Source organism: Chitiniphilus purpureus (genome assembly GCF_025642115.1).
In the GTDB taxonomy this organism is placed as follows: Bacteria; Pseudomonadota; Gammaproteobacteria; order Burkholderiales; family Chitinibacteraceae; genus Chitiniphilus; species Chitiniphilus purpureus.
In genome coordinates this window covers 148,142-169,913 of record NZ_CP106753.1, presented here as the reverse complement: position 1 = coordinate 169,913, position 21,772 = coordinate 148,142, and the positions used below count along the sequence as shown (strand labels likewise).

Sequence of the window (21,772 nt, the reverse complement as noted above, 5' to 3'; positions counted from 1 at the left end):
CGTGGCCTGCCTCGGGCTTTCCTTGTACGGCGCCACGCCGGCCGGTGCGATGATCGGGCGGCTGTGGCGCAACGGCGCGCTGGGCGGCTTCGTACTGCGCGGTGCCGGCCTGGCCAGCAAGTTCGTGCTGATGGTCTACCTCGCGCGCGTGCTGCCACCGGCCGAGCTGGGCTTCTATGGCCTGTTCACCGCGGCCGTGGCCTACGCGGTGTTCGCGGTCGGTCTCGATTTCTACACCTACGCCAACCGCGACCTGATCGGCCGGCCCGAGGCCGAGTGGCCGGCGCGGCTGCGCGACCAGGGCCTGCTGCATGGCGCGGGCTACCTGGTGCTGGGTATCGGCGCGGCGCTGGTGGGGGCGTGGCGCGAATTGTCGCCGGGCTTGGTGCTGCTGTTCTGCGCCATCCTGATCTGCGAGCACTTGGCGATCGAGGTCTACCGGCTGCTGGTGATCCGGCGGCGGAATGTGCGGGCCAACGTGGTGTTCTTCTGCCGCATCGGCCTGCCGGCCTACCTGGCGATCACGGTGATGGCGCTGCATCCACCGGCGCGGTCGGTCTTCACCGTGCTGGCATGCTGGCTGGGTGGCTCGGCGCTGGGCGTGCTGCTCGGGGCGGCGCCGCTGGCGCGCCTGCGCTGGCGCGGGGTGGCAGGCGTTCCGGTGGATCGGGGATGGCTGCTTGGCGGGCTGCGCGTGGCAGCGGTGTTCCTGGCCGGCACGCTGCTGCTGCGCGTGCCGCTGATCGCCGATCGCTACCTGCTGGATCTGTTTGCCGATCGTGCCGTGGTCGGTGTCTACACCTTCTTCTTCGGCATCGCCGCGGCCATCCCGCAGCTGTTGGAGGCCTCGGTGATCGCACAGCGCTATCCGCGGCTGGTCGAGGCGCACAAGACCGGCCGGCCGGCCGAGCTGGCACGGCTGCGGCGCAACATGCTGCGCGAGGTCAGTGGTGTGACGCTGGCGCTGTCGTTGCTCTGCCTGCTGCTGATTCATCCGCTGCTGCGCTACATCGGTCGGGTGGAGTATGAGGCGCACTGGCCGGTGCTGTTGTTGCTGGTGCTGGCCAACGGCCTGTCGGTGGTGTCGCTGGCCTGGCATTACCACCTTTACGCCGCCGGGCGTGACCGCGCCATCTTCGCCGCCAATGCGGTCAGCGTCGCGGTGTTCGTGCTGGCAGCGCTGGCGTTGACGCCGTCGCTGGGCATCCTTGGCATGGGGGTCGCGTTGACGACAGCCGCGCTGGCGCAGGCGTGCTGCCGTTGGATGGCCAGCCGGCGCCTGTCCCGGGAGGCGGCATGAGCGCGTTGCGCGTATTCCTGTCCGGCGTGGCGAGCGCCTCGCATCTGATCTACGTCGGTGCCTACCTCGATGCACGGCTGCGTGCCGGCGACGCCATCACCGTGGTCTGCCTGGGCTTCAGCCGCTTTCTCGGCCAGCAGCATGTGGATCTGGACACGGTGCGGCGTGGTCTGCCGGCGCATCCGGCGCTGCGCGTCGTCGGCCCCGAGGCCGGTTGGCGTGCGCGTCGCGGCGAAGCGCTGCTCTATCTCGCGGTCGGCGCGCCGGGCATCAAGCCCTGGCTGCGGCTGAAACGGGCCAACCCGCTGCGGCATCTGCATTGCGTGGTGGTGGACGAGGGATTGGGCAGCTATGGCGACCGGCGTGCGCGGCTGGCGGCGATCCGCCGCGAGGGTGGCCGGGGCTGGCGTGCCGCATTGCGTGCCGGCGTGGTCAGCACGGCGCAGCATGCGCTGGCCGACGAGCGTTGGGCGCTGTATCGGCAGGCGGGTGGCGACTGGCAGGTCGACCCCCATATCGCGGCCTGGTTCCGTGCCCGGCAGGCCGGCGCTGCCGACGGCGTACGACGCTTGTATTTCATTTCGCAGCCGTGGGTCGAGTTGGGGCAGGTGGATGCGGCGCAGTACCGCGCGCTGCTCGATCGGCTGGCCGACACTGCGCGGGCGGCGGGCCTCGCGCTGCTGGTACGCCCACATCCGGCCGAGCACCGCGCCAAGTACGGCGACCTGCCGCTGGATGTGAGCGACGGCCCGATCGAGCTGAGCGGGCTGGCCGCGACCGCGGCCGCGGTGACGGGATTCAACAGCACCGCGCTCGTCAACCTTGCGGCGATCCACGGACGTCCGGTGTTCCGCATCGCGCTGCCGGCGCTGGCCGGGGTCGAGGCGGGCCTCGCGCCGCGCCAACGCAGCCTGCTGGATGCATTCCTGCCTGCGCCGCTTCCGGTCGGGGACCTGGCCGGCTGGCTGGCCGCACTGCCCGGGGACACACGATGAAGGTCGAACTGCTGATTGCCACCATGCATTCCAAGGCGGCGCAGAATGCCGGGCTGTTCGCCACCCCAGCGGTGGACTTCCTGGTGATCGACCAGTTGCCGCAGCCGGGCCACCGCTATCCCGCCGATGCCCGGGTGCTGGACATGCAGCAGACGGGACTGTCGCGCAGCCGCAATTGCGCGCTCGAACACACCCGGGGCGACATCGCCGTACTGGCGGATGACGACATCCACCATGCGCCCCGGCTGGCGGCGGCGCTTGGCGACGCCTATGCGGCGACCGGGGCCGATTTCATCACCTTCAACAACGGTGCAAGCCGCCCCGACGGCGGTGGTGCGCTCAAGGCCCATACGCGACGCAGCGTGCTGCAGGTGTCGTCCTGCCTGATCTCGCTGCGGCCGCAGGCGTTCCGGCAGGCGGGGCTGCGCTTTGACGAGCGGTTCGGCCTGGGTGCGGATTTCCCCTCCGGCGAGGAGAACATCCTGCTGTTCGAGGCACTTGGCCGTGGCCTCAAAGGCTGGCACCTGGACCTGCCGCTGGTGTTCCACGAGGCGGTAAGCACCGGCTACCGCTTCACCCCGGCACTGGCCGAATCCAAAGGCGCGTTGCAATTGCGCCTGTTCGGCCCGGCCGGTTACCTGAGCATGCTGGCCTTTGCCTGGAAGAAACGGGCCCAGTATCGCGACCGGATGGGTTTTCTCGACTTCGTCGCCGCCGAATTGCGTGGCGCGCGGCGCTATCGCCAGGGATAGGGCGCATGAACAACGACCTTGTCAGCATCGTCATGCCGGCCTACAACGCCGGCCCCTTCATCGACCAGGCCATCGGCTCGGTGCGCGGGCAGACCTGGGCCGAGTGGGAGCTGCTGGTGGTGGACGACGGCTCCAGCGACGACACGGTGGCCCAGGTGGCGCGCCATGCGGCGCAGGATGCGCGGGTGCGGCTGCTGCACAGTGGCGGCCAGTGCGGCCCGGCGCGGGCGCGCAATCTGGCGATCGCGGCCAGCCGGGGCCGCTACATCGCCTTTCTCGACAGCGACGACGCCTGGTTGCCGGCCAAGCTGGAACGGCAGGTCGCTGCCATGCGGACGCAAGGCGCGCTGCTGTGCTACACGAGCTACTACAAGATGGACCGTGACGGCAGGCGCGGCGATACACCGATCCTGGCGCGGCCGTGGGTCGACCATGGGCTGCTGCTGAAGTCCAACTTCATTGGTTGCCTGACCGCGATCTACGACGCCGGCGCGCTGGGCCGGGTGCCGATGCCCGATATCCGCAAACGCCAGGATCTGGCGCTGTGGCTGTTGCTGACCCGGCGCATTGCCGCCGAGTTCGGCCCCTGCCGCGACAAGGTGCTGGGCCTGCCCGAACCGCTGGCGTTGTATCGCGAGCACACGGGCACGGTGTCGTCCGACAAGAAGAACGCCGCAGCATGGCAGTGGAAGCTCTACCGCGAGGTGGTGGGGCTGGGGCGTTTGCGCGCCGCGTACTACTTCGCGCACTACGCGGTACGGGGTCTTGCCAAGTATCTGAAGTAACACGGCGGGTGGAGCAATCCGCCTGCCACTGACACAGGTAATACGCATGCAGGTTTTGTTCATCAGCTTTCTGATCTCGCTGCTGGCCACGCTGGCAATCATCCGCACCCGGCACTGGCACGGCCGCGTCTCCGCGGACCACGACCTGGGCGGGGTGCAGAAATTCCACGCCCGCGCGGTGCCGCGCATCGGCGGAGTCGGCGTGATGCTGGGGTTGCTGGCGGTGGCAAGCTGGTATTCGATCAAGGGCATCGTCGAGGAACAGGCGTTCTGGCTGCTGATCCTGGTGAGTCTGCCCGCCTTTCTCGGTGGCCTGATCGAGGACCTGACCAAGGCGGTGTCGCCACTGGCGCGACTGGTGCTGACCATGGCGGCGGCGGTGGCAGGCTTCTGGCTGCTGGATGCCGGCGTCAACCGGCTGGACGTGCCGCTCTTGGACCCGATGGTGCAGTTCTGGCCGGTGGCCCTGCTGTTCACCGCGGTGGGGGTGGCCGGGGTGGCCAATGCGGTGAACATCATCGACGGCTACAACGGCCTCGCGGCAATGGTGGCCATCATGATCTTCGCCGCCTTCGGCTATGTGGGCTGGAAGCTGCAGGACCCGCTGATCTGGCGTACCTCGTTCGCCATGATCGGCGCCATCCTCGGCTTCTTCGTCTGGAACTACCCACGCGGCAACGTGTTCCTCGGCGACGGCGGCGCCTACCTGATCGGCTTCATGGTCGGTGAACTGGCCGTACTGCTGGTGGCGCGTCACGAGCGGGTATCGCCCTGGTTTCCGCTGCTGGTGGTGATCTATCCGGTATTCGAGACACTGTTCTCGATCTGGCGCAAGAAGGTGCTGCGCGGCATGTCGCCCGGCATGCCTGACGGTGTGCATCTGCACATGCTGGTATACAAGCGCCTGGTGCGCTGGGCGGTAGGCAGCTCGGACGCGCGCCATCGCACCACGCGCAATGCGCTGACCTCGCCCTATCTGTGGCTGTTGTGCTCGACCAGCGTGATCCCCGCGGTGCTGTTCTGGCAGAACCCGTTGATCCTGCAGTGTTTCATCGTCGGCTTCATCGTGCTGTATCTGTATCTGTATCGGCAACTGGTGCGCTTTCGCAGCCCGGGATGGATGGTGATACGGCGGCAACGCGAGCGGCTGCGCAAACGGCAGGGCGGCTGACCGGCGGTTTCCGGCAACCCGGGAACGCAGTGCAGCATCCTACTGAAGGAAAAGGTAAACTTTCGGGTTTTGCAGCGTAGCGGCCAGCTTTCGGGGCGGGGCCGGCCAATGGGAAGAACGTTCAAATGATTCTAGTGACAGGCGGCGCCGGTTTCATCGGTGCAAACTTCGTGCTCGACTGGCTTGCGCAAAGCGACGAAGCCGTCGTCAATCTGGACAAGCTGACGTATGCCGGCAATCTGGAAACACTGGCGTCCTTGAATGGGGATGCCCGGCACCACTTCGTGCGGGGCGACATCGGCGATCGGGCACTGGTCGGCCAACTGCTGGCACAGCACCAGCCGCGCGCGGTGATCAATTTCGCAGCCGAATCGCATGTCGACCGCTCGATCCATGGCCCGGGCGAATTCATCCAGACCAACGTGGTCGGCACCTTCAATCTGCTTGAAGCGGTGCGGGGGTACTGGAACACGCTGCCGGACGACCGCAAGGCCGCATTCCGCTTCCTGCATGTCTCCACCGACGAGGTCTACGGCACATTGGCCCCCGATGCGCCGCCATTCACCGAAACCCATCCATACGAGCCGAACAGCCCGTATTCGGCGAGCAAGGCCGCCAGCGACCATCTGGTCCGGGCCTGGCACCACACCTACGGCCTGCCGGTGCTGACCACCAATTGCTCGAACAACTACGGCCCCTATCATTTCCCCGAGAAGCTGATCCCGCTGGTGATCCTGAATGCGCTTGCGGGCAAGCCGCTGCCGGTCTACGGCGACGGGCAGCAGGTGCGGGACTGGCTGTTCGTCAGGGACCATTGCAGTGCGATCCGCCGGGTGCTCGAAGCCGGCCGGCTGGGTGAGACCTACAACGTCGGCGGCTGGAACGAGAAGGCCAACCTGGACGTGGTGCAGACCATCTGCACGCTGCTGGACGAATTGCAGCCCCGCGCTGACGGCAAGGGGTATGCCGAACAGATCACCTTTGTCGCCGACCGGCCCGGCCATGACCGGCGCTACGCGATCGATGCGCGCAAACTGGAGAAGGAACTGGGCTGGAAGCCGGCCGAGACCTTCGAGACCGGCATCCGCAAGACGGTACAGTGGTACCTGGCCCACCCCGCATGGGTGAACAACGTGACCAGTGGCGCATACCGCGACTGGGTGCAACAGCAATACGGAGCGTGACCATGGCGCTACCCACCATCCTGGTGACCGGGGCCCGCGGTCAGGTCGGCTTCGAGCTGCAGCGCAGCCTTGCCATGCTCGGCAAGGTGATGGCGGTGGGCCGTGAGGATTGCGATCTGGCCGATGCGGATGTGATCGATGCCTTGCTGGAGCGGGTGCGGCCCGACATCATCGTCAACCCCGCCGCCTATACCGCCGTCGACAAGGCCCAGAGCGAACCGGCGCTGGCCCAGGCGATCAACGCCACGGCCCCGGCCCTGCTTGGCGCTTGGGCGGCCAGGCATGGTGCGTTGCTGGTGCACTACTCGACCGACTATGTGTTCGACGGCGCCAAGGACGGTTGCTACACCGAAGACGACACGCCCAATCCGCAATCCGTGTACGGCCAGACCAAGCTTGCGGGGGAAGAGGCGATACGCGGCAGTGGGTGTCGCCACCTGATCCTGCGCACCAGCTGGGTATTCGGCGCCCACGGCGGCAATTTCCTCAAGACCGTGCTGCGGCTGGCGCGCGAGCGCGATCATCTTTCCATCGTGGCCGACCAGCACGGCGCGCCGACACCGGCCAGCCTGATCGCCGACGTGACCGCGCAGATCCTGCGGCAATACGCGCTGATCCCGCAGGGCTTTCCATTTGGCACCTACCATCTGGTCGCTGAGGGCGACACCACATGGCACGGCTACGCCCAGGCCGTGCTCGAAGCCGCCATCGACCGCGGCTGGCAGTTCAAGCTGCCCGGCCATGCGATCACACCGATCCCGACCAGCGCCTATCCATTGCCGGCACCGCGCCCGGCCAATTCGCGGCTGAGCACGCACAAGCTGCAAGCCGCATTCAATCTTACCCTGCCGCATTGGCGGGACGGCGTCGCCCAGGTGCTGACGCTGCTGCATCCTTGATCGGGGGGCCCCTCCATGAAGAAACGCAAAGGCATCATCCTGGCCGGCGGCTCCGGCACCCGCCTGTACCCGGCGACCATCGCAGTTAGCAAGCAACTGCTGCCGATCTACGACAAGCCGATGATCTACTACCCGCTCTCCACGCTGATGCTGGCGGGCATCCGGGAAATCCTGGTGATCTCGACCCCGCAGGACACACCGCGATTCCAGCAGCTGCTGGGCGACGGCAGCCAATGGGGCATTGCGCTGAGCTATGCGGTACAGCCCAGCCCGGACGGCCTGGCACAGGCTTTCATCATCGGCGAGCAATTCATTGGCGACGACAATGTGGCGCTGGTATTGGGAGACAACATCTTTTACGGGCACGATTTCGCCGAACTGCTGCAGCAGGCGGCTGCCAAGGAATCGGGCGCCAGCGTGTTTGCCTATCACGTACACGATCCCGAACGCTATGGTGTCGTCGAATTCGATGCGAACGGCAATGCGCTGTCGATCGAGGAAAAACCCGCCACGCCTAAATCGAATTACGCGGTGACCGGCCTTTACTTCTACGACAACGAGGTGATCGGCATCGCCAAGCAGATCAAGCCATCTGCCCGCGGCGAACTGGAGATCACCGATGTCAACGCCGAATACCTCAAACGCGGCAGGCTCGATGTGAAGACCATGGGGCGCGGCTACGCCTGGCTCGATACGGGGACGCATGAGTCGATGCTGGAGGCGAGCCTGTTTATCCAGACAATCGAGCAGCGGCAGGGGTTGAAAGTAGCCAGTCCGGAGGAGGTTGCGTACCGACAGCAATGGATTTCGCCCGCACAATTGGAAAAGCTGGCACAGAGCTTGAAAAAGACTGGTTATGGGCGTTATCTCATGAGGCTCTTGAAGTAACGCTATCTATTGGTGAAGGAAAATACGCTTGGTGGCTAGAATGAATGTAATTGATACTGCTATTTCCGATGTAAAAATCATCGAGCCGCGAGTCTTTGAAGATGACCGCGGTTTTTTCTTTGAGAGTTTCAATCAAGAGAAATTCCAACTGGCAACTGGGTGTGACTTATCCTTCGTACAGGATAATCATTCTCGATCAGATCTAGGAGTCTTGCGAGGGCTCCACTACCAGCTTCCACCAATGGCTCAGGGAAAATTGGTCCGTTGTGCTGTTGGAGCAATATTTGATGTTGCAGTTGATATCAGACGAAGCAGTAAAACATTTGGAAGTTGGGTCGGAGTCGAGCTTTCCGCTGAAAACAAGCGGCAGCTATGGATTCCACAAGGGTTTGCACATGGTTTCCTCACATTGAGTGAGGTGGCTGAGGTGCTCTATAAGACTACAGAATATTGGAATTCCAACTTGGAGCGATCCATAAAATGGGATTGTCCCGAGCTCGGTGTTGGATGGCCATCCGGATATGATATCAGGCTGTCAGGGAAAGATGCATCGGCAAAGCCTCTGGGTGGGCAAGAGCTATTCGACTAAGTGGTGAATTAATGGAACACAGAGATAACAATTTAAATCTTCTGAGGCTGATCGCCGCATTTTTTGTCTTGTATGAACACTCCTTCGCCTTGACCGGGCGGCCGAATCCAACAAATTTCCTCGGCAGTGGTTTCGGTTCAATTGGAGTCGCCATTTTCTTTGTGATCAGTGGATACTTGATTTCGTGCAGCTGGCTATCCGGGGGCAGTGTACGAGGGTTTTTGTGGCGCAGGGCTTTACGGATTATCCCTGGCCTTGTGGCCATTACCCTGATTTCAATCGGAGTTTTTGGTCCGCTTCTCACTACCCTCCCGTTAAATGATTTCTTTTCCAGTGCGGGTACATGGTTCTATCTCTGGAATATTGCGTTATTTCCCGTATTTGCAATGCCGGGGGTTCTTGAAGCAGCGCCGGTTGCAAACGCGATGAATGGATCTCTTTGGACGCTTCCATTGGAAGTTGCATTGTATGCGACCGCTATGCTTCTAGGTCTATCAAAAGGATTGAAAAAGCAGAATTATCTATTATTCATTTTTCTCTTCTTGATTCTATTCTTTGTCGCGAAGAATAGTGCGAAGCCAATCGTTTACTATGGAACCGATTGGAGATTGTTCATTGTATATGGCATATATTTCTATTCGGGAACGCTATTCAAGATCTTTGAGTTTAATCGTGGAACTATCAGCGGGCTTGGGTGTTCTGTTTTGATCGTCTCCATTCTAGGGACAAACATTGCCTTTATTTTTGATCTGCTGAAAATCCTTGCTTTCACATATATCGTTCTATCTGTAGGGCTTGCATCAAGCAAAATTGGATCCTGGGTGAATGAACGTGGGGACTATTCATATGGGTTTTATATCTATGCCTTTCCTGTCCAGCAGATAGTATTTGCAAAACTTCCATGGCTTGGCATGGGCGTATATATCGCAGTTTGTGCTGCCATTACCATGGCATTTGCTTGGGGCTCCTGGCACTTTATTGAGAGTAAAGCGCTTTCTTTTAAAAATCTGGTGTCATGATGCAAGGCTTGGTACAAGGCTATGTAGCGATCTTTCTGATCTTGCATGGAGCCACGCTGCTTGTTTCGAAACTTCAAAGTACTAGGGCTGCAATTGTATATCCCATATCAGCAAGCTTGGTATTGGTTTCAAGTTATTTCTGGGTAATTATCGGAGGGCTAAGCTCTTTGCCCTATGCCCTAGGGACTTTGTCGTTGATAGGGTATTCTCTCCATATAGTTTCCCGGACCCATTCAAGCAGCGCCGATGACTTTGCTTTCAATTCCGCATGGACAATTATATTTATAATGGCTTTGTCCTATTTGGCGGCAAGAGGAGCAGATTTCTTTGCCTGGGACGAGTACTCGCATTGGGGGGCACAAGTTGAGTATTTAAAGAGCTTTCAATCTCTTCACATGGATGGCAAATATCTGCTCTTTCCTGAATACATTCCAGGTGCATCAATCTGGAGAATGCTTCCGGCAACCTTAGGGATTTCAGATAGAAGTGCGTATTATTTTTCCGGCTGGCTGTTGGCATTTTCTGCACTGGTTTCTGCTGTAAATCGCCATGATTTGATAAAAGGCGCACTCAGTGCCTCATGCCTCTTTTTCATATGGATATTTTTTTTCCAGTCACTTGTTCTGACTCTGTATGTTGATCATCTGCAAGCCTTGTTGATTTATGTCGCAATGCTTCTATGTGTACAGAGAGAGTCTCACCGGGGCAAAGGGGGATTAGGCATCGGGCTGGTCCTGGGTGCCATCGTTGCTTTAAAGCACGTAGGGGCGATCTTTGCTGCGTTCATAATAGGCTGGTATTTAATAAATGCATTTTTCATACGAGGCCATTTTAAGAAGGCCCTTTTTCACAGTCTATTGATATCAATTATCCCGTTGTTGGTTTTCTCCACATGGAAGCTTTATGTGGAGAAATATATGCTACAGCGAGATATTTTCACCAAGCCGTTAGGTCTTGGTGGAGTGTGGGCTCAGCTACTGGATAACATAACTAAGATATTGAATAGCAAATTTCCACATGCAAATTTCTTCCAGCCTGAGCCCATTATCGATATGGCCATGACTGGTTTTAATCTTCTCTTTTTGATTTGTTTGTCTGTGCCCTTGTTGCTGGCTTTCTTCCTAAAGCAACGCTCAAAATATGCGGGTGCAATCTATTTATGTTCTTGTTTGGTGGTTTATTTGGTATTTCTCGCATATATAAGAGCGAGAACTCCATGGGGAGGAGACCCCTATTCTTTTACTCGATACTATTGTGTTCTATTGTGTCCGCTAGTGCTCCTGGCTCTAAGTCGCCTATTGGATAGGAAGGCTGTTCGATTACAAATATTGGCTGTCGGGACCAGCTTTACGCTGGCTTCTCAAGTCGCTGTTCCGGTAAATTCCATTTTTCCGTCCGCATCACGAAGCTCGGCATTGTTAAATGCAGAAATGGTTGGAGTTGTAAACAAACTCAAGATGGCTGCTGGGACACGGTTGACCAGTGCATGGTATATCACTACTCAAGAGGATTCACTGCGCTATTTTGTTTTTAGGATGTACGCCATGCCCTACTATGTCCTCGACTATTCAGCGGGTTGGGGTGTAATTGAAAAAGACCCCTCCTTGCCAAATGGTTGGTTTGATGAGAATGCGATGGCTAAGCGAATGTGTCTGGTCGACTATATTGTTATTGGGAAGGCCCCGAATGCCTTCTGGGGGCGATATAGATCACTTTTTGACCAGACGACGGCAGGAGTTTATGAGGTTGACAAAGCTAGGCAGGGCCGATGCTATGCCAAGCTAAAGGAAGTGATAAATTGAAGATCCTACTGTTGCTTGTATATGTTTTTGGAATGACTGTTGGGCAAATCCTATTCAAGCAAGTAAGTGATTCTGCCTCCAGCGGGCAGAATATTTTCTTTCACTTGTTGAGAGAGTTGAAATTTTATATTGCCATAAGTTTGTATGGCGTGCTCACTTTCTATTGGGTTTGGTTGCTGGATAGAATACCGTTGTCCAGTGCATATCCATTTGTTGCGCTCTCAATTGCGCTGGTGGCTTTGATCGGAATGATATTCTGGGGAGAGGCCGTAGAGGGGCTGAAAGTGCTAGGAATACTACTGATATTGGCTGGAGTGATTTGCATCGGGCTTTCCAAGGGTACACTGTGATGAATGACGTCTGGTTAGTGGTCGCAGCATACAATGAAGGAAGTGTGATTAAGGAGGTTCTTAATGATGCCCTCGATTTCTTCCCAAACATCGTAGTTGTAGACGATGGGTCTCAAGATGAAACTGCCGCATCAATTTTAGAAACCGGCGCATGGTGCGTTATCCATCCCATTAACCTTGGGCAAGGTGCGGCCCTACAAACTGGAATAACTTTTGCTCTTTCCAGAGGAGCAAGTTTCATTGCTACATTTGACGCCGATGGTCAGCACGATCCTAAAGATGTTGTTGGAATGGTAGAGCAAATGAAACTTAGTTCTGCGGATGTGATATTGGGGTCGCGATTCAAAGGAAACACCATAGGAATGCCGCGGATAAAGCAGCTCTTCCTTAGGTTGGCGGTTTTCTATACAAATTTAACCAGCTCAGTCAAATTGACCGATGCACATAATGGTCTCCGGTTATTTAATCGGAAAGCTGCGATGGATTTAAGGATTCGTCAAAATAGAATGGCTCATGCCTCAGAAATCATTGATTTCATCGGTAAAATGAAGTGGGTTTATGAGGAATATCCAGTGACCATTAAATATACTGACTACTCAATCAGAAAAGGGCAGAGAATGTCAAATTCTGTTTCCATTGTCATGGATCAACTTCTGTCGAAATTTAATAGGTAAGAAAATGGCTGTTCTTCTTGTCGCCTTTTTTCTGTTTCTGATTGTTTTTTGTCTGATTCAACGGAAATCATTTAAGGTCATTCCGGATTTGGGAGTGTTCTTTTCGGTGACTGCGATCATTCTGGTGTTAAAACCTGATTTTGCCACGGATGTGGCAAATAAAGTTGGAGTTGGCCGCGGCACGGATCTGCTTCTTTATTGTTTTTTTATTGTGGGTGTACTTTTGGCGCTTTTTGTCGGTTTGTACCTTAAAAAAGTCCATGATCAGCTTACCGAGCTGGCGCGGAAGTTGGCGCTTCTTGATGTGAAGAAGGGGAAAATTTGATGAGAAATTCTTAGAAAATTGCAGCGATCTTTGCAAGTAAGTGCCCGAATGGAAGTCTGCAGTTGATTGTTCTAATGACAAGCCGCCCAGGCGCCACACTATTCTTTGCATGATTTAATTAATGCTATTTATCCCATTTTCGATGCTTTTGAAATTTGAACATGTTGGTATGTGTGGGTGATGATATGAGCAAGCTTTTTGGGTCGTTTTGGTTGCATAGGCAACTGATCGCTCGTTTGACTTTGCGAGAGATTCTGAATAAATACAAGGGATCGGTATTTGGATTGCTGTGGTCGTTCTTTAATCCGGTGTTCATGCTGATTGTATACACATTCTTCTTTGGCCTTGTCTTCAAGGTAAGGTGGGGGGAGGGAGAAAATACCAAAGAGTTTGCACTCATATTATTTGCGGGGCTTATTGTCTACAATTTTTTTGCCGAGTGCATGACAAAGGCACCGGCTTTGATCCTTTCCAATGCCAACTATGTGAAGAAAGTGGTGTTTCCGCTGGAGGTGCTTGCTGTTGTCTGCGTGAGTTCCGCCCTGTTCCATTTTTTCATTAGTTTCTTCGTATGGTGTGTTTTTGGTGCAATCGTCTTGCACAGGTTGGAGTGGACGCTCTTGTTTGTTCCTTTATTGATTGCCCCGTTTGCGTTGATCTTGCTCGGACTTACTTGGTTTGTTTGTTCATTAGGGGTTTATCTGCGGGATGTAGGGCAGCTGATCGGTGTTTTGGTAATGGCAATGTCGTTTATGTCACCAATATTTTATCCCGTTTCAATGCTGCCGGAGGGGGTGCAGCATTTGATATATATCAATCCTCTGACTTTTATAATAGAGGAAGTAAGAAAGGCTATGTTTTATGGCGATATTCCAAACCTGAGCATGCTTATGCTTTATGGTTTCATTTCTTTGGCCATTGCTTTTTTGGGGTTGCTCTGGTTCCAAAAGACCCGGAAAGGATTTGCGGATGTACTCTGAAGATATTTTGATATCTGTTCGCAATGTTTCCAAATGCTTTCACATATACGAAAAGCCGGCTGATCGGCTTTTCGAAATGTTGCTTCGGAAAAGTAGATCTGAGAAATTCTGGGCGGTAAAGAATGTATCGCTGCAAGTCAAACGTGGCGAGGCCGTTGCTGTAATAGGAAGAAATGGGTCAGGTAAGTCCACGTTGTTACAGATGGTCTGCGGTACCCTTCAGCCGACGGCGGGTGAAGTGATTTTGAATGGCAAGGTTGCCGCTTTGCTGGAGCTTGGTGCAGGTTTCAACCCCGAATATACAGGCCGCGAGAATATCTATTTCTCAGGGGCGATCTATGGGTTGAGTGCTGAGCAGGTCTCCGATCGCATGCATTTGATTGAAGAGTTCGCAGAAATCGGCGATTTTATTGATCAGCCGGTCAAAACATATTCAAGCGGGATGTTCGTGCGACTAGCATTTGCACTGATAGTACATGTAGATGCTGACGTGCTTGTTATAGACGAGGCACTTGCTGTGGGAGATGTGTTTTTCACACAGAAGTGTATGAGATTCATCCGTGATTTTCTCAAGCGAGGAGCGCTCCTCTTTGTTTCACATGATACAAACAGCGTAATGAGCTTCTGTCGCGATGCACTATGGCTTGATAAAGGAGAGGTTCTTTTTGCGGGCTCGGCAAAATACGTGTGTGAAAAATATCTTGAAGATTATTATTCTGAGATAAATGGCAGAAAGTCTGAAGAGCAATTCAAAGAACAGGAAAATGAATTAAAAGAAAATCCGTTGGAAAAGGCCGGCCATCTATTGTTCAGGGACTCGCGGCAGGATTTTGTGGTGCATACAAATTTGCGCATGGAATATAGCGTCGAACTTTTCGATTGCAATAGCGCCTCTTTTGGTGAAGGGGGCGGGCGCATTATAAATGTTGCGATGCATGATAAAGAAAAAAATCCGTTGTCGTGGGTGATCGGTGGTGAGATTGTCACTGTCAGGATTTCTGCGCACTTCAGGCAGCAATTCAAAAAAATCATCCTGGGTTTTGTTGTTAGAAATAAAAATGGCCAGCATCTGTTTGGGGACAATACATGCGTTCACTCTCTTCAGCATGGATGGTTAGGTAAGAACGAAGGAGAAGTTGCTGAGGCCTTATTCACCTTTGTAATGCCTCGGCTACCAGCCGGTGACTATGTGATTTCTGCCGCATTGGCTGATGGTATGCAAGATCAACATGTCATGCATCAGTGGGTGCACGACGCTCTGGTATTCCGATCACACTCGAATTCCATCAGCTCAGGTTTGGTAGGGTTGCCGGTCCAGATTGAACTGAGGTGATGACTGTGAGTGAAGTCTATAAATTCAAATTTGAAGAACATAGTGTATATGCCAATGTGGCAGCGCTTGTGCCGCAGCATCAGGGAATTCATATTGATTTAGGATGTGGTTTTGGCGCAATTGCGGAAGAATTGTCCGCTAAAGGCATCAGATATATTGGTTTTGACGCAAATAAAGTCGCGGTTCAGTCTTTGGTGGAAAGAGGTTTCGAAGCCCATGTATTGGATCTCGTACACCTATCGGACTTGGCTTCTTGGCTTGGTAAAATCCAAACGCAAGGTGAGGTTGTTTCATTATCTGCGATCGATGTGATAGAGCATTTGGATGAGCCCATCGAATTTCTCTCCTTGCTGCATTCTCTGGTCCCTGATACGGCATGCTTGATATTAAGCATCCCTAATTTCTCCCATTATGATGTGGCAATAAAATTGATGGCCGGCAGATGGGATGAGAGAGAGTCTGGGATACTGGATCGTACTCATCGTCATGTTTATACAGAATCCAAATTGCAGTCTGTGACCAGCTGTGCCGGTTGGGTTGAGACGGGGGGCATGGATTATCATATTGAAATATCTGAACAATATGAAAATGGGTTGGTCTTACACAATCGTGAAGTCGGCTTTTTTGGATTGATAAGGGAGTTGTTCTCCAGGTTGAATCCCTCAATCGATGTATATCAATTTGTTCGGATATACAAGAAGGGGCAGAGTGCCACGCTCATTGAGAAGAAAGAAAAGGACAGGCTTCTGAGTATTGTAGTTGAGAGCGAAGCTGGGCTTGATTTGCTCCGATCGCCACTGCCAAATGTCCAATTTATCGTCATCTCCGATGAACTGAGTTCGAATTTTGGCAGTGTTGATGCCCTAGTCATACCGAAAAAAGAAATAAAAAATATCACTGGATACATACGTGGTCGATATGTTCTGGTTGACCCTGCTCTGCAGGTGATCCCTTCCGATTTCATCCTATCATTTTCGCAGATTTTAAAAAGATTCAATGCCTCACCAGTAATCGAAATTGATCGGAGTTCTGATGGAATTCATGTTCTACCATTTGAGGAATTCAATGAATATCCAAGCTCCGCGGTTTCCCGCTGTATTTTATTTCCCTCAGATCTGCTTGGATGGCTTCCCTTTCGTGGTGGCGATTCGTTCGTGGGTTATATTTCTTCTATTGTGTTCGAGGCAAGTGTGTTGGCTGGCTTCGTCCGGGTAGGCAGTGATTTGTTGACGTTTCAATGCCGGAGCAAGACGGCGACGGCATGCGATGCTGCCGTAACAACCTCCATTTCATCATCTGGCAGATTGGATCGAATCTGTACCCGCTTCTTGGCGAATGCAGATGCCCTGAGTGATATGGAAGCTTTGATAGCAAGCCTGAAAGGCGAGGTTGAGATCTTGCAATCCAAGTATGATAAAGTGATCAACTCCAGTTCTTGGGCGATCACAAGGCCGCTGAGAGCGGGCTATTCGGTCCTATGGAGGGTCAAGGCGATCCTGCGCGGGATTTATCGGGCGAGCTCAGGTGTTGCCCGGGGGAGGTTTTTCATCCGCAATGCAATTGACAAAGGGATTCGGTCCATCTTGGACCTGTCTTCTTCAAGAAAGCAGGGTATTTATGCATTGCAGGCACTTGCCGCAGGCCGAAACGATATAAACGAGCGCTCCGAGCCGGAAGAATTTACGAATTTGCCGGAAGTCGATGTCAGTGTGGTGTTGTTTAACAGCAAAAAATGGATTGATGCCTTTCTCAAGAGCTTGGCGGGGATCGATTACCCAAAAGAACGGCTGAATTTGTTCTTTGTGGACAACTCGTCGTCCGATGGTACTGCGGATTACATTGAATCTAAGCTCGCTACGCTTCGAAGAGAGTATGCGTCAGCCTCGCTCTTGCGTCAGCCAAATTTGGGGTTTGGTGCAGGGCATAATGCTGCGATATTGTCGGGGAAGGCGGACTACGTTCTTGTTACAAATGTCGATCTGGAATTTGAAATTGACTCAATCCGCGAATTGATGCGGCACGTTGTTGGCAAATCCGCCATTAATGTTGCGTCTTGGGAGTTGCGGCAGTTGCCGTATGAACATCCTAAACATTATGATCCAGTCACGCTGGAGACCAATTGGTCCTCCCATGCCTGCATTCTAATGCGAAGAGATGCCTATCTGCGCGTAGGAGGCTATGAGCCACGAATCTTCATGTATGCAGAAGATGTAGAGCTTTCTTACCGCTTCCGCTCGTTTGGCTATCGTTTAAAGTACTGCCCGAATGCGGTTGTTCGTCATTACAGTTATGCCGAGGCGGGGCAGGTCAAGCCGTTACAGTTTTCGGGCAGTACACTTGGCAATGCATATGTGCGTCTGAGGTACGGGACGTGGATGGATAAATGTGCAATCCTGCCTCTTTATGGCGCACTATTTTTCTGGCCGTCCCAATACCCGGGGGCCAAAAAGGACGTACTGCGGAATGTTGGCCGCATTCTTCGTAATTTTAATCACATGCTTCACGGGGCTGGCCCGGAGAAAGTATATTTTCCTTTCCGAATTTTTGACTATGAAATGATACGGGAGGGAGCATTTTACGAAGTTGCCCGTTGTATTACAGGGCCACTTGTATCGGTAATTGTCCGTACTTACAGAGGCAGAACCCGCTTTTTGCAGGAGTCAATATATAGCCTGCTGAACCAGACCTACCGCAACCTCGAAGTACTGGTGGTCGAGGATGGGGGGGCTGAGATGCAGGCGGTGGTTGAGAATATTTCAAGGTATTCCGGCATCAATGTGCGTTATATCAGTTGCGAGAAAGTGGGGCGCTCTATGACGGGAAATGCAGGCCTCGCTGCGGCTCATGGCGAATATATGATGTTTCTAGATGACGATGATCTGCTCTTCTCCGACCATATAGAGGTATTGATGGCAGAATTGATTCGCTCTCCAAAGTTGGATGCTGCTTATGCGCTAGCCGTTCAGGTCTATACGAGGCGGGATGATTCCGGTTATCAGGAGGAGCGATTCGAATACGTCGATACCTTCAGACAGGAATGGGACTATTCAGTTCTTCAAGACCATAATTTCCTGCCTATCCAATCCGTGCTTTTCCATCGTCGCTTGTACGAGCGCTGGGGTGGGTTCGAATTGGATATGGAAATGCTTGAGGATTGGAATCTATGGCTGCGATATGGCTTTGGGGCATCTTTCAAATATGTCCCGAAGACAACCTCTATATTCAGGGTTCCTGCTGAGGACAATGTCCGAATGCAAAGGCATCTTGCACTCCATGCAGCATATCAAATGGCCAAGTCGAAGGCACAGGTTGCGATAGCCAAACAGTGTTGATGGAATGGAAGGAAGGTGAGCCTAAGGTTCACCTTCCATTGTTTTCTGACCCAGGAAGTCTGCCCACGGAAGCCGCGCTTTTGGGCTATTCAGGATTGCGGGGCCGTGTGAAGAAGAACGGGCGGTGGTTACTTGGCATCAGTCTCCATTCATCCATTTAACCTTCTTCAGCTGTTCTTTAAGGTATCTGAGCGATTGTTTCGGGATTTCCGGGTGGGATACGGTGGGCAATCTAATGCTTCTGATTTTGGCGTGTTGGCAACAAATGACCACAATTTCATTGATGCTGCCAAAAAATACGGGTCGGATACAACAATTCACTACACCAACACCACATCAAACTGTTCCTGCGTATACGCCGTCTCCACCTGCAGATAGATCGGTTTGCCGATGAAGTCGGCCAGCATCGCCAGGCTTGCCGATTCTTCGTCCAGAAACAGGTCGATGACGGTCTGCGAGGCCAGGATGCGGTATTCGCGTGCGTTGAACTGGCGTGCCTCGCGCAGGATCTCGCGCAGGATGTCGTAGCACACGGTTTCCGCGGTCTTGATCTCGCCGCGGCCCTGGCAGGTCGGGCAGGGTTGGCACAGCACATGGGCCAGGCTTTCGCGGGTGCGCTTGCGGGTGATTTCGATCAGGCCCAGGCTGGTGAAGCTGCTGACCGTGACCTTGGTGCGATCACGTGACAGCGACTTGCGCAGCTCTTCCAGTACCGCCGACTTGTGCTCCTCGTTGTCCATGTCGATGAAGTCGACGATGATGATGCCGCCCAGGTTGCGCAGCCGCAGCTGCCGGGCGATGACGTGGGTTGCTTCCAGGTTGGTCTTGAAGATGGTGTCGTCGAAGTTGCGGGTGCCGACAAAGCCACCGGTATTCACGTCGATGGTGGTCATTGCCTCGGTCTGGTCGATGATCAGATAGCCACCGAACTTGAGATTGACGCGGCGCGCCAGCGCGCGCTCGATCTCGGCCTCGACGCCGTAGAGTTCGAACAGCGGGCGCTCGCCGCCATAGTGCTGGATGCGATGCAGCACATCGGAGACGAAGGCGCTGGCGAACTCGCCCATCTTCTGGAAGTTCTCGCGCGAATCGACCAGTACTTCCTCGGTGCCGGCACTGACCATGTCGCGTAGCACCCGCAGCTGCAGCGACAGGTCCTGGAACAGCAGCGAGCGGGCGGGCAGCGTCTGCGCCTTTTGCCGGATATCGGCCCAGATCAGGTCCAGGTAGTCGATGTCGGCGCGCAACTCGTCATCGGTGGCATGGTCGGCCGAGGTGCGGATGATGTAGCCGTGGTGGTCCTGCGGCAGCAGGCGTTCCAGTCGCCCGCGCAGGTGCTCGCGCTCCGCATCGTTTTCGATGCGTTGCGAGATGCCGATATGGTGCTCCTGCGGCAGGTACACTAGAAAACGGCCGGCGATGCTGATCTGGGTGGACAGCCGGGCGCCCTTGGTGCCGATCGGATCCTTGATCACTTGGACCACCACGCTCTGGCCTTCGTGCACGATGCGCTCGATCCGCTGCGGCTCGTTGGGGTGCTGGCGCTGTTCGATCACATCGGCAATATGCAGGAAGGCCGCGCGCTCCAGGCCGATCTCGATGAAGGCGCTCTGCATGCCGGGCAGTACGCGTTTGACCACGCCCAGATAGATGTTGCCGACCAGGCCGCGATGGCTGGCCCGCTCGATGTGGATATCCTGCACCACGCCGTCTTCGACGGTGGCGACCCGCGTTTCCTGCGGGGTGATATTGACCAGGATCTGTTCTCTCATGGTGGGGGCGGCCGTCGTAGATGGGTTTGATGGGGTTCGCCGCGTGCCGCGGCGGTTGGATTGGAAAGGGTCAACCGACACGGGTCAGGGGCTTGCCCATCAGCTGCAGGCCCAGCTGCAGCAGTTCATCCCAGACCTCGCCCTGGCCGATACCCTTGTTGAGTGCATCAATGCGTGCCGCGCGTGCCTGCGCTTCGCGCAAGGCAACGCCATTCACCCGCGCGAGGGCGCCGTCGATGAGCCGTTGCTTTTCGCCCCACACGCGGTTTTCCTTGAAGAGCTGTGCCATCGGCACGCCACGGCTGCGGCCCTGGCCGATGCGCAACAGCGCACGGATCTCCTCGGCCAGTGCCCATAGCACCAGATGCGGCGCCTCGCCTTCGGCCTTCAGGCCGGTCAGCATGCGGGAAAAACGCAGCGCATCGCCGGCCAGCAGGGCGGTGCCCAGCTGGAAGACATCAAACCGCGCAACGTTGGCGACTGCCGCCTGCACCGCATCCAGGCCGAGGCGGCCGGGCGGGTGCAGCAGGCCGAGCTTGAGCACTTCCTGATGCGCGGCGAACAGGTTGCCTTCCACCCGGTCCGCCAGGAATTCCAACGCCTCGGGGCTCATGTCCTGGCCTTGGGCAGCGAGCCGGGCGGCGATCCAGCGCGGCAGCGCGGTGCGTTCGACCGGCCGGGCTTCGATCACCTCGCCGGCGTGTGCCAGCGCCTGGAACCACTTGGCGTTCTGCGCCGTGCGGTCCAGCTTGGGGCACTGCACCAGCGTCAACGTATCGGGCGGCAGATCGCCGCAATAGGCCTCGATGGCCTTGGCGCCTTCCACCCCCGGCTTGCCGGTCGGGATACGCAGCTCCACCAGCTTACGGCTCGCGAACAGGGACAGCGAATTGCCCTGCACGCTCAGTTGCGACCAGGAGAAACCGCTTTCCACCGTCAGCACCTCACGTTCGGCATAGCCGGCGGCGCGGGCGGTGTCGCGCAGCAGCTGCGCGGCTTCCAGCGCCAGGAACGCCTCCTCGCCATGCACGATGTAGAGCGGGGCGAGGCCGCGCTCCAGGTGTCGCGGCAGATCCTCAGTTCGCATTCAACAGCGGCCCTTGCGACGGAGTCGGCTCGCTGGCAGCCCGTTGGGTGCGCTGTTTGAACGCCGCGCCGGTGCGTCGCAGGATCTGCCGCGCCGCATCCTGGCGCAGATCGTTCAGCAGCAGTTGCGCCTCGGCCTCCTTGCCCAGCGTGTTGTTCTCGTCATGGCTGTAGCTGCGGAACAGCTGCAGCGTGCTGCCGGGGATCAACGCGTCGCCGCCCGGTTGGTCCACCCGGTAGGACACGGTGTAGTAGAGCCGGTACTCGCTGACGCGCCCGGCATTGTTGACGCTGAGGATCTTGCGGTCGGTGTTTTCGGCATCGATCCGGATCTGCGCCGCGGCGGGGTTGGCCGCAGACAACAGCTGCACTTCCTTCATCAGCTGCAGGTCGCTGCGCAGCTGGGCCGCGACCGGCCCGTTGCCGGAGACGAACACCGTGGGGTAGGGGAACAGGGCGCCCGGCCCCTGGCCGCGCAGGTGGAACCCGCAGGCGGCAAGCAGCGTGACGAAGGCGAGGAGGGCGAGCTGGCGCAT

20 protein-coding genes are annotated in these 21,772 nt (G+C 55.8%); 17 read left to right on the top strand and 3 right to left on the bottom strand.

What is annotated here, in order from left to right; genetic code table 11:
• Position 1: 1 nt before the first annotated feature.
• The 17 genes from N8I74_RS00605 (at position 2) to N8I74_RS00525 (ending at position 18,378) form a co-directional block, all read left to right on the top strand.
• On the top strand, positions 2–1,300 hold the full coding sequence (locus N8I74_RS00605) for a lipopolysaccharide biosynthesis protein (protein ID WP_263124961.1): 1,299 nt from the start codon (positions 2–4) through the stop codon (positions 1,298–1,300).
• Positions 1,297–2,295 carry an alpha-2,8-polysialyltransferase family protein gene (locus N8I74_RS00600; protein WP_263124960.1) on the top strand — a complete coding sequence of 333 codons (999 nt, stop codon included), beginning with the start codon at positions 1,297–1,299 and terminating at the stop codon, positions 2,293–2,295. The genes N8I74_RS00605 and N8I74_RS00600 overlap by 4 nt, the downstream gene beginning before the upstream one ends.
• A complete protein-coding gene (locus tag N8I74_RS00595) occupies positions 2,292–3,047 on the top strand; it encodes a glycosyltransferase family 2 protein (RefSeq protein WP_263124959.1) in 756 nt (251 codons plus the stop codon). Before N8I74_RS00600 ends, N8I74_RS00595 begins: the two co-directional genes overlap by 4 nt.
• A 5-nt stretch (positions 3,048–3,052) precedes the next feature.
• Positions 3,053–3,832, top strand: coding sequence for a glycosyltransferase family 2 protein (locus N8I74_RS00590; RefSeq protein ID WP_263124958.1), 780 nt, complete (start codon positions 3,053–3,055; stop codon positions 3,830–3,832).
• 46 nt (positions 3,833–3,878) lie between these two features.
• Positions 3,879–5,003, top strand: a complete 1,125-nt coding sequence (locus tag N8I74_RS00585) for an MraY family glycosyltransferase (protein WP_263124957.1) — start codon at positions 3,879–3,881, stop codon at positions 5,001–5,003.
• Between the two features lie 125 nt (positions 5,004–5,128).
• Positions 5,129–6,187 carry a dTDP-glucose 4,6-dehydratase gene (gene rfbB, locus N8I74_RS00580; RefSeq protein WP_263124956.1) on the top strand — a complete coding sequence of 353 codons (1,059 nt, stop codon included), beginning with the start codon at positions 5,129–5,131 and terminating at the stop codon, positions 6,185–6,187.
• A gap of 2 nt (positions 6,188–6,189) precedes the next feature.
• Positions 6,190–7,086 (top strand): dTDP-4-dehydrorhamnose reductase, encoded by an 897-nt coding sequence (gene rfbD / locus N8I74_RS00575; protein ID WP_263124955.1) that lies wholly within the window; start codon positions 6,190–6,192, stop codon positions 7,084–7,086.
• A gap of 15 nt (positions 7,087–7,101) precedes the next feature.
• On the top strand, positions 7,102–7,974 hold the full coding sequence (gene rfbA / locus N8I74_RS00570; protein WP_263124954.1) for a glucose-1-phosphate thymidylyltransferase RfbA: 873 nt from the start codon (positions 7,102–7,104) through the stop codon (positions 7,972–7,974).
• Positions 7,975–8,014: 40 nt separating this feature from the next.
• A complete protein-coding gene (gene rfbC / locus N8I74_RS00565; protein ID WP_263126784.1) occupies positions 8,015–8,563 on the top strand; it encodes a dTDP-4-dehydrorhamnose 3,5-epimerase in 549 nt (182 codons plus the stop codon).
• Positions 8,564–8,574: 11 nt separating this feature from the next.
• Positions 8,575–9,582, top strand: a complete 1,008-nt coding sequence (locus N8I74_RS00560) for an acyltransferase family protein (protein ID WP_263124953.1) — start codon at positions 8,575–8,577, stop codon at positions 9,580–9,582.
• Positions 9,579–11,384 carry a hypothetical protein gene (locus N8I74_RS00555; protein ID WP_263124952.1) on the top strand — a complete coding sequence of 602 codons (1,806 nt, stop codon included), beginning with the start codon at positions 9,579–9,581 and terminating at the stop codon, positions 11,382–11,384. The genes N8I74_RS00560 and N8I74_RS00555 overlap by 4 nt, the downstream gene beginning before the upstream one ends.
• Complete coding sequence (locus N8I74_RS00550) at positions 11,381–11,734, top strand: DMT family transporter (RefSeq protein ID WP_263124951.1); 354 nt, start codon at positions 11,381–11,383, stop codon at positions 11,732–11,734. Before N8I74_RS00555 ends, N8I74_RS00550 begins: the two co-directional genes overlap by 4 nt.
• Positions 11,734–12,408 (top strand): glycosyltransferase family 2 protein, encoded by a 675-nt coding sequence (locus N8I74_RS00545; RefSeq protein ID WP_263124950.1) that lies wholly within the window; start codon positions 11,734–11,736, stop codon positions 12,406–12,408. The genes N8I74_RS00550 and N8I74_RS00545 overlap by 1 nt, the downstream gene beginning before the upstream one ends.
• A gap of 4 nt (positions 12,409–12,412) precedes the next feature.
• On the top strand, positions 12,413–12,733 hold the full coding sequence (locus tag N8I74_RS00540; RefSeq protein ID WP_263124949.1) for a DUF2304 domain-containing protein: 321 nt from the start codon (positions 12,413–12,415) through the stop codon (positions 12,731–12,733).
• Between the two features lie 185 nt (positions 12,734–12,918).
• A complete protein-coding gene (locus N8I74_RS00535; RefSeq protein ID WP_263124948.1) occupies positions 12,919–13,713 on the top strand; it encodes an ABC transporter permease in 795 nt (264 codons plus the stop codon).
• A complete protein-coding gene (locus tag N8I74_RS00530; protein ID WP_263124947.1) occupies positions 13,703–15,046 on the top strand; it encodes an ABC transporter ATP-binding protein in 1,344 nt (447 codons plus the stop codon). The genes N8I74_RS00535 and N8I74_RS00530 overlap by 11 nt, the downstream gene beginning before the upstream one ends.
• A 5-nt stretch (positions 15,047–15,051) precedes the next feature.
• Positions 15,052–18,378: a glycosyltransferase gene (locus tag N8I74_RS00525; protein ID WP_263124946.1), complete on the top strand. Its 3,327-nt coding sequence runs from the start codon at positions 15,052–15,054 to the stop codon at positions 18,376–18,378.
• A gap of 320 nt (positions 18,379–18,698) precedes the next feature.
• Here N8I74_RS00525 and rng read toward each other — a convergent pair whose 3' ends face one another.
• The 3 genes from rng to N8I74_RS00510 all read right to left on the bottom strand — a co-directional run bounded on the left by rng (position 18,699) and on the right by N8I74_RS00510 (position 21,772).
• A complete protein-coding gene (gene rng / locus N8I74_RS00520) occupies positions 18,699–20,150 on the bottom strand; it encodes a ribonuclease G (protein WP_263124945.1) in 1,452 nt (483 codons plus the stop codon).
• A gap of 70 nt (positions 20,151–20,220) precedes the next feature.
• Positions 20,221–21,237 (bottom strand): DNA polymerase III subunit delta, encoded by a 1,017-nt coding sequence (gene holA / locus N8I74_RS00515; RefSeq protein WP_263124944.1) that lies wholly within the window; start codon positions 21,235–21,237, stop codon positions 20,221–20,223.
• Positions 21,227–21,772: an LPS-assembly lipoprotein LptE gene (locus tag N8I74_RS00510; RefSeq protein ID WP_263124943.1), complete on the bottom strand. Its 546-nt coding sequence runs from the start codon at positions 21,770–21,772 to the stop codon at positions 21,227–21,229. The genes holA and N8I74_RS00510 overlap by 11 nt, the downstream gene beginning before the upstream one ends.